This is a genomic window from Ruegeria sp., from assembly GCF_965221235.1.
Taxonomy (GTDB): domain Bacteria; phylum Pseudomonadota; class Alphaproteobacteria; order Rhodobacterales; family Rhodobacteraceae; genus Ruegeria.
In genome coordinates this window covers 2,992,585-3,004,539 of the sequence record NZ_CBDCRS010000004.1, presented here as the reverse complement: position 1 = coordinate 3,004,539, position 11,955 = coordinate 2,992,585, and the positions used below count along the sequence as shown (strand labels likewise).

Here is an 11,955-nt window from a genome sequence, read left to right as displayed (position 1 = left end):
GCGGTTCTGGTTTTACCCGGTCGGGATTTACTTCTGCTGGAACGCCTCGATCGAGATGCTGATCTCAACTTCGTCGCTGACGTAAGGAGCGAACTGGCCCAGGTCGAAATCGGACCGCACAACGGTCGTCGTTGCGTTGAAACCAGCAGTCGGAACGCCTTCGTTCGGTCCAAACGGGTACGGGGCGACCTGGTTCAGATTGGCCGCCAGAACGACCGCCTTAGTGATCCCGTTCATTGTCAGATCGCCGGTGATGTTGGCGGTTTTGTCGCCAGTCACTTCGATACCTGTTGACGTGAAGGTGATCAGATCACCGTCTTTGGCGCCAAAGAAATCTTCGGACATAAAGTGGCCTTCACGGGCTTCCCAGCCGGTGAACATGGACTTCACGGGCATCGAAACCGACACGCTGGAGTTTTCGGGGTTGGCTTCGTCGAATGTGATCTCGCCCTCAAAGCCCGAGAACATGCCGGTGGTGGTCGAATAGCCCAGGTGATTGTAGCTGAAAACAACTTGGCTATGGCTGGGGTCCAGAGCAAATTTCTGAGCTTCGGCGAAAGCGGCCGTAGACGACGCAATCAGTGCAGCAGCAAGAAGGGTGGATTTCATAATACTCTCCGCAAGATTAGGGGCGCAAACCAGTTTGGTTGCACATAAACGAAGATGTGCCGCCCTAGGGCGGCACACAACCTCTAATCTCTCACAGAATCTGTTCTTAGATGAACAGAACCGAATTCAGGCGAAAATCGTCACACTTCCGCTTAGTTGACCTTTGAGTGCTCGGCTGACATCCGCCGAATCCAGCGGCAGCTTCATCAGCAGGCTGCCGTCAACATCGAACAGCTCGACCTGATCATCTGCGAAACGGGCGCCGCCCAGCGTGTCGTAGCTGCGGCGCAGAACGGTCTGAGGGCGACCGTTTTCATTCTTTTGCAGCACCCGAACCTCACGGCGGATCGGATCGAAATAGGCATCCGGGCGGGCGTCCAGGATCTGGATCGTCAACAGACTGACACCGACCATCAGGAACATCAGCGATGCCGCCAGTTTGATCGGCCAAACCTCAGTCGCCATTGCCGAGCCGGGCACCAGCCACATGGAAAAGGCCATCACGATCAGAAAGGCCCCGACAAGGCGGGCCAGAACCATCCGAACCTTCCAGTTCGGCGCGAACGTGATCAGAACCGGTACAGATTTCTCATAGCTCGCGGCGCTTGCAGACTCTTCAAAGGCGTTCGTGTTCATCGCGGTCATATCTCTCACCCTGTTTTTCAGGTTTCCGTTCTGGGTCCGGTCTGGCCGGTTGCTCCCCGGTATGAAAACAACTTTGAGCCGAAAAGCGTCAGGAATTGGGCAGCGCAATGTTAATTGGATGTTAATAGAGCGACACCGGCAAGGCGGTGAGACGGGGCTTGCGACCCGCGCCCAAACGTGTATATCGGGCCATCCTTCGCTTTCATATGAATCGCGCAGCCTCTCGTGGCAGGGTCGCGAAGGACCAAATGGCCCCGCCTATGAAATGCGCCTTGATACAAACAGGAGTGCACATGCCACTGTATGAGCATGTAATGATCGCGCGTCAGGACCTGTCCAACGCGCAGGCAGAAAGCCTCGTCGAACACTTCGGCACCGTTCTGGCTGACAACGGCGGCAACGTCGTCGAAAGCGAGTACTGGGGCGTCAAGACGATGGCCTACAAGATCAACAAGAACCGCAAAGGCCACTACGCCTTCCTGAAGACTGATGCCCCCTCGGGCGCGGTACAGGAAATGGAACGCCTGATGCGCCTGCATGACGACGTTATGCGCGTTCTGACCATCAAGGTCGACGAGCATGCCGAGGGCCCCTCGGTCCAGATGCAGAAGCGCGATGAGCGCGAAGGCCGCCGCGAGCGCCGCTGATCTAAGCCTGACGAAAGGACATAAACCATGGCCGCAAAACCATTTTTCCGCCGCCGCAAGGTCTGCCCGTTCTCGGGTGAGAACGCGCCGAAAATCGACTACAAAGACACCCGTCTGCTGCAGCGCTACATCTCTGAGCGTGGCAAGATCGTACCTTCGCGCATTACCGCCGTTTCGGCGAAGAAGCAGCGTGAACTGGCCCGTGCTATCAAGCGCGCCCGCTTCCTCGCCCTGCTGCCCTACGCTGTGAAGTAAGGAGAGACTGACATGCAAGTTATCCTTCTGGAACGCGTTGCGAAACTGGGTCAGATGGGCGACGTCGTTGACGTCAAGCCCGGCTACGCCCGCAACTTCCTGCTGCCCCAAGGCAAAGCGCTCAGCGCGTCCGAGTCGAACATCGCCTCGTTCGAAGCCCAGAAAGCGCAGCTGGAAGCGCGCAACCTGGAAACCAAGAAAGAAGCTGAAGCACTGGCTGAAAAGCTGGACGGTCAGCAGTTCATCGTGATTCGCTCGGCATCGGATGCCGGCGCCCTGTACGGCTCGGTCACCCCGCGTGACGCCGCAGACGCCGCAACCGAAGCTGGCTTCACCGTCGACAAGAAACAGATTGCCCTGATCGCTCCGATCAAGGAACTGGGTCTGCACTCGCTGGCAGTCAAACTGCACCCCGAGGTCGAAGTTGAGATCAAAATGAACGTCGCCCGTTCGGAAGAAGAAGCCGAACTGCAAGCGTCGGGCAAGTCGATCCAGGAACTGGCTGCCGAAGAAGAAGCCGCCGCTGAATTCGAAATCGCCGAACTGTTCGACGATATCGGCTCGGCCGCATCGGACGACGATGAACTGGTTGCCGAAGAAGCACCGGCTGAAGAAGACGAAGCCAAAGCCTGATCCGGCTACAGCACATTCTGAAAAGGCCGCATGTTTTGTGCGGCCTTTTTTCTTGCACAAGCCAAACGGCAAATTTCAGCCAAAATTTATACCTATGCTTGCAGCGGGTCCGCCAAATCCTATCATCGCGGCCTGAAATTCGGAGTACACAAATGACCCCCATCCTGCGCCGCGCTGTGCTGACCATGTTGCTGACCGTTCCCCTTGCCGCCTGCGGAGGACCAGAGACGCCAACACAGGACGCCGTGTTCGACCCCCCGCTCTATCCCAACGAAACGCCCGAGCTTCGGGCTTCGATCAACAAGTGGGCGGATCACTACGAATTGCCGCGCGAACTGGTGCATAAACTGGCGATCCGCGAAAGCACACATCGCCCCTGGGCCGTGAACCGGCCCTATTACGGCCTGCTACAGATCCTTCCGGCCACAGCTCGGTCGATGGGCTACACCGGTAATGCGCAGGGCCTTCTGGACGCGGACACCAACCTGGAATTCGCCGGAAAGTACCTACGCGGAGCGTGGCTGTTGTCGGATGGCGACCAACAGCGTGCCATCTTCCTCTACGCCAAAGGCTACTGGCCCGAGGCCAAGGCCCGGGGAATGCTAGTCGAAACCGGGTTGGTTCCGGCCCAGTAAACCAAGGGTGACAAATCTGTTGCGCAACCTATATGCGAAGACAGTGACAAAAATACAGTATTGAGCAATGCGCGGTCGAAAAAGAGCAGACATTAAGCCCGTCACCTTGTCATGTTTTGTAAAATATGATGTCCTGCTTGCCGTGAGGTCAGTTTGGGATCGTATTGATCCTTTCACGGGGATGAAATGGCAGTCGGGCCGCGTGTTGGACGGCTGTTGGTAACGACGTATGGAAATAGTCGATCTAAGCACCCTACCAGATTCAGAAACTCGCTATACCGAGTTTCTTCGGCAAGTCTGCGAAAAGCATGACATGGATCACGCCGCCTATGCGGGTATGAATCCTGCGGCCGGTAAGGTGTCGGGCTATGTGACCTACGGCGACGACTGGAAGGAACATTACCAGCAGCAGGGCCTGATCATGATCGACCCCACCCTGCACATGAGCCGCCGCAGCATTGCCCCCGTGGATTGGAGCCGTCTTGAACGCAGCCCGGAGTTTCAGCGGGTTTTTAGGGATGCTAATGATTTTGGCCTTTCTGATCAGGGCATTACCATCCCGGTCCGGGGACCTTATGGCGATATCGGCCTGCTCAGCGCCACGCGCGATTGCAGCAAGGACGAATGGCGGAAACTGGTCCCGAATGTCATCACCGAATTGCAGTCCATGGCCGTTCACATCCATGACTCGGTCGTGACCTCAGACGCGGCCACCAGCGCGCTGTATCACCCGACCCTGTCGTCCCGCGAGGCCGAGATTTTGCAATGGGTCGCGGCAGGAAAATCTCAGCAAGACATCGGCGACATTCTGTCGATTTCGCATCGGACGGTTGAAGTTCACTTGCGCTCAAGCCGGGAAAAGCTTAGCGCGTTAACTACTCCGCAGGCTGTTGGGCGCGCCATCGCGATCGGCTTAATTACCCCCGGCTGAACGGAAATTTGCCGATTTCCGCTCAAAATACGGGAAACCCCCAATAGAAAATCTTCCCCATCCCGGTAACGTCTAATTTACCGAACAACCACTCGAAGGGGGAAGAAATGATCATCGTAGTAGATGGGCTGAACAGACATATGTTCAGCGAGATCCTTGACGAAATGTTTGAGTTGCGCGCTCGTGTCTTCGGCGGCCGCCTCGGATGGGACGTTAACATCACAAATGGAAAAGAGATCGACGAGTTCGATCATCTGGATCCGGCATATGTGATCGGCCTCGACGACGGGGGGAATGTCGTCGCTGCCGTGCGTGCCCTTCAGACCACTGGCCCACACATGCTGTCGGACGTCTTCCACGCAATTCTGGACGGCGAGGCACCAATCCGCAGTGCAACCATGTGGGAATCCACGCGCTTCTGCGTCGACACGCAGCGCCTGACACGCGGGAAAGAGAAGAACTCAGTCTCATACGCCACATGTGAGCTGATGATCGGCTCGCTCGAATATGCTCGCCGCTCGGGCATTCAGGACATTATCACCGTGATCGACCCGGTCATGGACCGTGTTCTGAAACGATCGAACTGCGCGCCGTATGATTACGTCGGTAAAACCGTGCCAATGGGCAAGGTTCCGGCACTGGCCGCGCTGCTGGACTGCACCGAAGAGCGTATTTCGGGACTGCGCGAATTTGCAAACATCCAAGAAGACGTCTTTTTGGAAGACGACGCCGCGCTGGAGCTTTTCGAGGCTAAGAAGGCCGCACAACAGAGCCCGGCCAATCAGGATCACCAGCCGCTGTCGAGCCTTGAGAAGTACTTTGTAGAGCAGATGAGCGCTGCTCGGAACGAAGCAGAAAGACAGGCTGTGCTGAAGCTGATCGAAGCGCTGTCAGACACGTTTACCCCAGAGCAAAAGATCGCTTTGCTAGGAACCCCCCGTGCTTTTGCTCATGAGGCCTGACCCCCTCACCTCATAAGTAGAAAGCCACCCACCGGAGCCGTCTGATAAACAGGCGGCTCCGCTTTTTTTCGCCCACGGGGATGGGCGGAAGAGGATTACTCCTCTTCCAGTGCCTCAACGGCTTTTTGCAGATCGTCTTTGCTGACTTCTTTGTCGGCAACCTGCGCCAGTTCAACGATGTAATCGATGACTTTGTCTTCGAAGATCGGCGCGCGCAGTTGCTGCTGCATCTGAGCGTTCTGCTGAACGAACTCAAAGAACTGACGCTCCTGACCCGGGTACTGACGCGCCTGGTTCATGATCGCCTGAGTCATCTCGGCATCGGTGACTTCAACCTCGGCCTTCTGGCCCAGTTCGGCCAGCAGCAGGCCCAGACGCACGCGACGCTCGGCCAGCTTGTTGTGCTCATCAGTCGGCTCGATCTCACCGTGGTCGTGGCCTTCCACGTCCGGGTTTTCCTCGTGGAACAGCTGGTGAGCGATCTGCTTGGCTTCAGCGTCAACCAGCGACGGCGGCAGGTCGAACGAAACCTTCTCGTCCAGCACGTCCAGCAACGCACGCTTCATGACCGCGCGCGAGGCACCAGCATATTCCGCTTCCAGACGCTCTGCGATCTGGGATTTCAGACCTGCCAGATCTTCGGCACCGAATTTGGTGGCCAGCTCGTCATTGATCTCGGCGGCGACAGGTTCTTTGACCTCTTTCACAGTGCAGGTGAAGACCGCGTCCTTACCGGCCAGATGCTCGGCGCCGTATTCCTCGGGGAATTTGACGTTGACGTCTTTTTCTTCCTCGGCCTTCACGCCAACCAGCTGCTCTTCGAAGCCGGGGATGAAGCTGTTGGAACCCAGAACCAGCGGGTAGTCTTCCGCCGAACCGCCTTCGAACTCTTCGCCGTCCACTTTGCCCACGAAGTCGATCACAACCTGATCACCATCCTTGGCTTTGGAACCCTTGCGACGCGCTTTGAAGTCCTGCGCGGTTTCGGCCAGGTTGTTCAGCGCTTCTTCGACGGCTGCGTCATCTGCTTTTACGACCAGCTTTTCCAGCTCAACCGATTTCAGGTCAACTTCGGGGATCGCGGGCAGCGCTTCGTAAGACATCTCGACATGCACGTCGTCGCCTTCTTTCCAGTCCTCGTTGGTCATCTTGACCTCGGGCTGCAAGGCAGGGCGGTCGCCGCTGTCTTCAAAGTGCTTGTTCATCGCGCCGTCGATGGATTCCTGCATCGCTTCGCCCAACAGACGCTGACCAAACTGCTTTTTCAGCAGCGCCATCGGCACCTTGCCTTTGCGGAAACCCTTCATCTCAATCTCAGGCTGCGCTTCGACCAGTTTTTCGTTTACTTTGTCGTCCAGCTCAGCTGCGGATACGACGATGTTGTAGCCGCGTTTCAGACCTTCGTTCAGCGTCTCAGTTACCTGCATTATGGTAGTCCCCATAGGATTCGGGGCGCGCAAAACGGCGCGCCGGGCAAATTTGACGCCTTCTATTTGCCCTGCCGCCCGCGTGCAAGGGGCAAAGCCCGGATCAGCCTTGTTTTGCCGCCGATTTGAACAAAAAAGCGCCCCGGAAAAGACCGGAGCGCGTGTTCCAACGTTAGCCCCGGATCAGAACTTCCAAAGAGCGCCCAGAACCCAGGCTTCGTTCTTGTCGAAATTGACCGTGTCATCGAAATCGTGACTGCGATACTTCAGGTATGCATCTGTATTAACGCTGTCGATCCGCTGCACAACGGCGACGCCCCACGCCTTAGTGCTGGAGCCGGTATTTTCGAAATCCGATCCGTCAAAATAGTCGATGCCGACGCCGGTTTTTCCCCAGGACACCCAGTCCCCTTCATAGGCCAGCTTAGCATACCAATAGTCTGGATCGCTGGCCCCCGTGGAGGTATCATCCCGCGAGCCTAATGCGGCCGTGAAGCTGAAACCGCTGGGCAACAGAACCGAAGCGGACCCGATCGTATCCTTTTGTTCGCCCGAAACGCCGTCAAAATCACGCACGGCATAAGCTACCGTGGCCGCAAACTCGACACCACCAGAGAAGGTGTTTCTATACTTCAGCGCGATGTCGTAATAGTCGTCGTCATCGCTGCTGGACAGGATGTTCTGACCATAAGCTATGCCCGCCGAAAAGCCGTTAAAATCCGGCGTATCATAGCGAATTCGCCCCCGGCGCCCGCCATCAAAGTTGCTGGCCGAGTCTCCGACAGTGATGCCACTCAGAACACCAATTGTATCGCGATAGAAGAAAGCGCCGTTTTCATCGTTCGTGAACGAATACAGCGCCGTACCGACGTAGGACAGGTCAGTTTCAGCGGCCCCATCCGAAGCCATGCTGCCCTGACCAGCTGAGAATTTACCGTAGCCGCCTTTCAGCGAGAAATCTACGTGTCGAATGTCTTCCCGTGTCCAGCCATTGGTGTTGGTGCCATTCTGGTTGGCACTGCCGGTGCTCGGCAACCCCAAGCCAGTTTCGAACCGGAACATGAATTCATTGGCACCATATGGCTGCATCAAGCGCAAACCAACACGGCTGTTTGACAGATCGTTGTCCAGCAGCCGAGTTTCAGTTTCTGCCCCGTCATCAACGGATACTATCACCGGGTCGAACTGCCCGTATAGCTGCACATAGCCACCGCTGTTATTTTCGTATTTCAATTCTGCCATTGCCGGCGCAGCAGTTGTGGCCCCCAGTACTATGGCAACCGAAGACAGTTTCAGCTTGTGGGTCATATCACTCACTTTGAAGTTTCCAGCGTCCGCTCGAGAAGCTCACACAGATCACCATAAAAAACGGCGACCCTACTTGATGCATTTCCAACATCACTACGCAGCCAAACAGGCATCTGACGGCAGAAAATTCCCCCTTTTTAATCAATGAATTGCCTGCGACTCTTCGCAGCCAGAGCTTTGCTCTGTAAGAAGTCTCGCTCTGGGCCAGACGTGTTGCAAACACTTGCAGTGGCGTCGCCGTGCGCGCATCGGCCATTTGCCGCCGAGCGCGGGCGTGATCGGCCAAAAGTCGCTCAAATAATCATATATTTAATTCTTTAAACACATTGGGAAGCTGCTCAGGCAAATCCTCGGCGATCAAACCCGGCCCAAAAGCGCGCGCGCATTCCACATGTAGCCAAGCCGCCGTTTTCGCCGCTTGCATGGCACCAAAACCACGAGCCAGAAGGCCAGTGATGAACCCGGCCAGAACATCGCCTGAGCCTGCCGTCGCCAACCACGGAGCTGCGCGCTCATACAGGGCCGCATTGATCGAACACTGACCGTTCGGAGCGGCGATAACCGTATCCGGCCCTTTGAACAGTACCACACACCCTGCCCGTTTTGCCGCCTCGCGCGTAGCGTCCACCTTGGAATATGCCGGACCTTTGGTGGGCACAGCGCCCAGTTTTTCGGCAACGTCAGGGAACAGCCGCGCGAACTCACCCCCATGCGGAGTCAGAACACAATTCTCATGCAGCTTCGCAAACAGGTCCGAGGGGTCATCTGCATAAGCCGTCAGTGCATCCGCATCCAGAACCGTCGCCCGCTCGGCTGCGAGAGCCACCGGCACCAGTTCTCGCGCGCGGTCGACCCCAAGGCCGGGCCCAAGACAGAGAGCGTTCAGCCGTGCATCCTGCAAAACATCGGAAAACCCATCCGCACCTTCAACCCGCTGCAGCATAATGGCCGTCACCTGCGATGCGACCTCCATTTGGGCGGACGGAGGAACTCCTAATGTCACAAGCCCAGAACCAATCCGAAGAGCGCCTCGGGCTGCCAAACGCGCCGCGCCAGTTTTGCCCGCGCCACCAGAGAGGATCAGGGCGTGTCCGTGCGAGAATTTTTGGCCATTACTTTTCTTAATATTCACGTTTGACGATTTCGCCAGCGTTGTGATCGCCTTAATATTGCGGTCGGCCTCTTCTCTCGTGTCCTTAATTTCTTCTGCACTAATGTGGTTTATTGCCGGATCATTCAAATAGGCGAACAGGTCAGCAACAGCTGCGAAACTACTCCCAGGCAGGCCGATGTCCTTAACGACAATGCGTCCCGAACGCTCGCTCCCCTGACCCAAGTAGTGACCGACTTTTGCTCGATGGAAAGTGACGGTCAAATCTGCGTTGCCCGAAACGCCAATCGGGCGGCCACTATCGGCACATATGCCGGAGACGATATCCACCGCGACCGAAACAAAGTGCGGATGGCTCTTATTAAGATAGGACAATGAGTAGGAAATTTTACTAGAAATTGATCGTTTCAACCCCGTCCCAAACAAGGCATCAACATGTAGATCGCATCTCGGCAACCAAAATCCCTCGGGCAAAGGAGAAACGCTACCTGATTCCAGCCACCGCTCATAATTCACTCGCGCATCCGGCGGCAGTTTTTCTGGATCGCCATACAGAAAAACCTCGACCGCCCATCCCCACTCTTTCAGCAGTCGGGCAACAACAAACCCGTCCCCGCCATTGTTCCCCGGCCCGCACAGAACTACAGCTCTGCCCGAGGATTTCGCCAACTCTGGCCACTCTTCGAAAATCGCTGCGACAACGCCCAGCCCGGCCCGCTCCATCAACTCCAGTCCGGTCACGCCTCCGGACTCAATCGCGGCCTGTTCGATGGCCCGCATCTGGGCCGCTGTCAGCAATTCCGTCATCTCAAATTCCCCGGGCGATTCAATTCTGACTACTTTTTGTGCAAGTCGATCAAAATTTCACCTGCCGCCTATTTTCTCCGCACATGAGCGCGACCATTTTCGCAATCAGATTGCCGCCCGATCTTAGACGTGGTCAGTGCCATCCTGACAAGAGTTAAAGGGAGCCCGGTATGAAGAAGATCGAAGCGATCATCAAACCGTTCAAACTGGACGAAGTGAAAGAGGCCCTTCAGGACGTCGGCGTCCAGGGTCTCAGCGTGATCGAGGTCAAAGGATTTGGCCGTCAGAAAGGTCATACGGAACTCTATCGCGGCGCGGAATATGTCGTCGACTTTCTGCCCAAAGTGAAGGTCGAGGTCGTGCTGGACGACGATCAGGTTGACGCCGCCATCGAGGCCATCGTCTCGGCCGCCAAAACCGACAAGATCGGCGACGGTAAAATCTTCGTCTCACCCGTCGAACAAGCCATTCGCATCCGTACCGGCGAGACCGGTTCGGACGCCCTGTAATCGAACACACTCAAATCAGAGGAACATAGAGAATGAGCAAGGACGCAGTTCTTCAGCTGATCAAGGACGAAGGCGCCGAATACGTCGACGTTCGTTTCACCGATCCGCGCGGCAAGTTACAGCACGTGACCCTGATGGCCGATCAGGTCGACGAAGACTTCTTGGAAGAAGGCTTCATGTTCGACGGTTCGTCCATCGCGGGCTGGAAGTCGATCGAAGCATCCGACATGAAGCTGATGGTCGACACCGACAGCGCCTATGTCGATCCGTTCTATGCAGAAAAAACCATCTGCGTGCACTGCTCGGTTGTTGAGCCCGACACCGGCGAAGCCTATGAGCGTGACCCGCGCGGCACCGCTCAGAAAGCCGAAGCTTACCTGAAAGCATCCGGCATCGGTGACGTCGCCTACATGGGCCCCGAAGCCGAATTCTTCCTGTTTGACGACGTTCGTTTCTCGAACAGCATCAACAAAGTATCCTACGAAGTTGATGCAACTGACGCATCGTGGAACACCGACACCGAGTACGAGATGGGCAACATGGGCCATCGTCCGGGCGTCAAGGGCGGTTACTTCCCGGTCAACCCGATCGACGAAGCGCAAGACCTGCGTTCCGAAATGCTGTCGACCATGAAACGTCTGGGCATGAAGGTCGACAAGCACCACCACGAGGTTGCGTCCTGCCAGCACGAGCTGGGTCTGATCTTTGACAGCCTGACCAAGCAAGCCGACGAGCTGCAGAAGTACAAATACGTCATCCACAACGTTGCACACGCCTACGGCAAATCGGCGACCTTCATGCCGAAGCCGATCGCGGGTGACAACGGCACCGGCATGCACGTGAACATGTCGATCTGGAAAGACGGCAAGCCTCTGTTCGCTGGCGACAAATACGCCGACCTGTCGGACGAAGCGCTGTACTTCATAGGCGGCATTCTGAAGCACGCCAAAACACTGAACGCCTTCACCAACCCGGCGACTAACAGCTACAAGCGCCTGATCCCCGGTTTTGAGGCCCCCGTTCTGCGCGCCTACTCGGCCCGTAACCGTTCAGGTTGTGTACGTATTCCGTGGACCGAAAGCCCGAAAGCCAAGCGCGTTGAGGCTCGCTTCCCCGACCCAGCCGCAAACCCCTACCTGGCGTTTGCCGCGTTGCTGATGGCCGGTCTGGATGGCATCAAGAACAAGATTGATCCGGGCGAAGCCATGGACAAGAACCTGTACGATCTGCCTGCCGAAGAACTGGCCGACATCCCGACCGTTTGCGGCAGCTTGCGTGAGGCTCTAGAAGCTCTGGCATCCGATCACGACTTCCTGCTGCAGGGCGACGTGTTCACCAAAGACCAGATCGACGGCTACATCGCACTGAAGATGGAAGAGGTCGAAACCTACGAGCATACGCCGCACCCTGTTGAGTACGGCATGTACTACAGCTGCTAAGTCAGGCTGTATCCCAAGATTCAGGGCGTCCCATCGG

14 protein-coding genes are annotated in these 11,955 nt (G+C 56.5%); 8 read left to right on the top strand and 6 right to left on the bottom strand.

Annotated features, from left to right (window positions below; translation table 11 throughout):
• Positions 1-27 precede the first annotated feature (27 nt).
• Complete coding sequence (locus ACOQOY_RS18290; protein WP_420586766.1) at positions 28-609, bottom strand: YceI family protein; 582 nt, start codon at positions 607-609, stop codon at positions 28-30.
• Positions 610-735: 126 nt separating this feature from the next.
• Positions 736-1,254, bottom strand: a complete 519-nt coding sequence (locus ACOQOY_RS18285; RefSeq protein ID WP_420586765.1) for a hypothetical protein — start codon at positions 1,252-1,254, stop codon at positions 736-738.
• Between the two features lie 293 nt (positions 1,255-1,547).
• Between ACOQOY_RS18285 and rpsF the strand changes: the two genes are divergently transcribed.
• From rpsF to ACOQOY_RS18255, 6 genes are all read left to right on the top strand, one after another.
• Positions 1,548-1,901 carry a 30S ribosomal protein S6 gene (gene rpsF, locus ACOQOY_RS18280; RefSeq protein ID WP_068332653.1) on the top strand — a complete coding sequence of 118 codons (354 nt, stop codon included), beginning with the start codon at positions 1,548-1,550 and terminating at the stop codon, positions 1,899-1,901.
• A 27-nt stretch (positions 1,902-1,928) separates the two neighbouring features.
• Complete coding sequence (rpsR, locus tag ACOQOY_RS18275) at positions 1,929-2,156, top strand: 30S ribosomal protein S18 (RefSeq protein WP_005608650.1); 228 nt, start codon at positions 1,929-1,931, stop codon at positions 2,154-2,156.
• A 12-nt stretch (positions 2,157-2,168) separates the two neighbouring features.
• Positions 2,169-2,789: a 50S ribosomal protein L9 gene (rplI, locus tag ACOQOY_RS18270; protein WP_420586764.1), complete on the top strand. Its 621-nt coding sequence runs from the start codon at positions 2,169-2,171 to the stop codon at positions 2,787-2,789.
• 152 nt (positions 2,790-2,941) lie between these two features.
• Positions 2,942-3,424, top strand: coding sequence for a transglycosylase SLT domain-containing protein (locus ACOQOY_RS18265; protein WP_420586763.1), 483 nt, complete (start codon positions 2,942-2,944; stop codon positions 3,422-3,424).
• Between the two features lie 229 nt (positions 3,425-3,653).
• Positions 3,654-4,355: a LuxR family transcriptional regulator gene (locus ACOQOY_RS18260; protein WP_420586762.1), complete on the top strand. Its 702-nt coding sequence runs from the start codon at positions 3,654-3,656 to the stop codon at positions 4,353-4,355.
• 107 nt (positions 4,356-4,462) lie between these two features.
• A complete protein-coding gene (locus ACOQOY_RS18255) occupies positions 4,463-5,317 on the top strand; it encodes an acyl-homoserine-lactone synthase (RefSeq protein ID WP_420586761.1) in 855 nt (284 codons plus the stop codon).
• 95 nt (positions 5,318-5,412) lie between these two features.
• Here the strand turns inward: ACOQOY_RS18255 and tig are convergent, their stop codons facing one another.
• The 4 genes from tig to ACOQOY_RS18235 form a co-directional block, all read right to left on the bottom strand.
• The gene (gene tig, locus ACOQOY_RS18250; RefSeq protein ID WP_420586760.1) at positions 5,413-6,744 is read right to left on the bottom strand and encodes a trigger factor; all 1,332 of its coding nucleotides are present in this window, start codon (positions 6,742-6,744) and stop codon (positions 5,413-5,415) included.
• A gap of 183 nt (positions 6,745-6,927) precedes the next feature.
• Positions 6,928-8,052 carry a porin gene (locus ACOQOY_RS18245; RefSeq protein WP_420587272.1) on the bottom strand — a complete coding sequence of 375 codons (1,125 nt, stop codon included), beginning with the start codon at positions 8,050-8,052 and terminating at the stop codon, positions 6,928-6,930.
• Position 8,053: 1 nt separating this feature from the next.
• Positions 8,054-8,338 carry a hypothetical protein gene (locus tag ACOQOY_RS18240; protein ID WP_420586759.1) on the bottom strand — a complete coding sequence of 95 codons (285 nt, stop codon included), beginning with the start codon at positions 8,336-8,338 and terminating at the stop codon, positions 8,054-8,056.
• Positions 8,339-8,353: 15 nt separating this feature from the next.
• Positions 8,354-9,970, bottom strand: coding sequence for an NAD(P)H-hydrate dehydratase (locus ACOQOY_RS18235; protein WP_420586758.1), 1,617 nt, complete (start codon positions 9,968-9,970; stop codon positions 8,354-8,356).
• A 170-nt stretch (positions 9,971-10,140) separates the two neighbouring features.
• Between ACOQOY_RS18235 and ACOQOY_RS18230 the strand changes: the two genes are divergently transcribed.
• Together ACOQOY_RS18230 and glnA are read left to right on the top strand one after the other, a co-directional pair.
• A complete protein-coding gene (locus ACOQOY_RS18230; RefSeq protein ID WP_050602105.1) occupies positions 10,141-10,479 on the top strand; it encodes a P-II family nitrogen regulator in 339 nt (112 codons plus the stop codon).
• Positions 10,480-10,511: 32 nt separating this feature from the next.
• The gene (gene glnA / locus ACOQOY_RS18225) at positions 10,512-11,918 is read left to right on the top strand and encodes a type I glutamate--ammonia ligase (protein ID WP_170325302.1); all 1,407 of its coding nucleotides are present in this window, start codon (positions 10,512-10,514) and stop codon (positions 11,916-11,918) included.
• Positions 11,919-11,955: the final 37 nt, after the last annotated feature.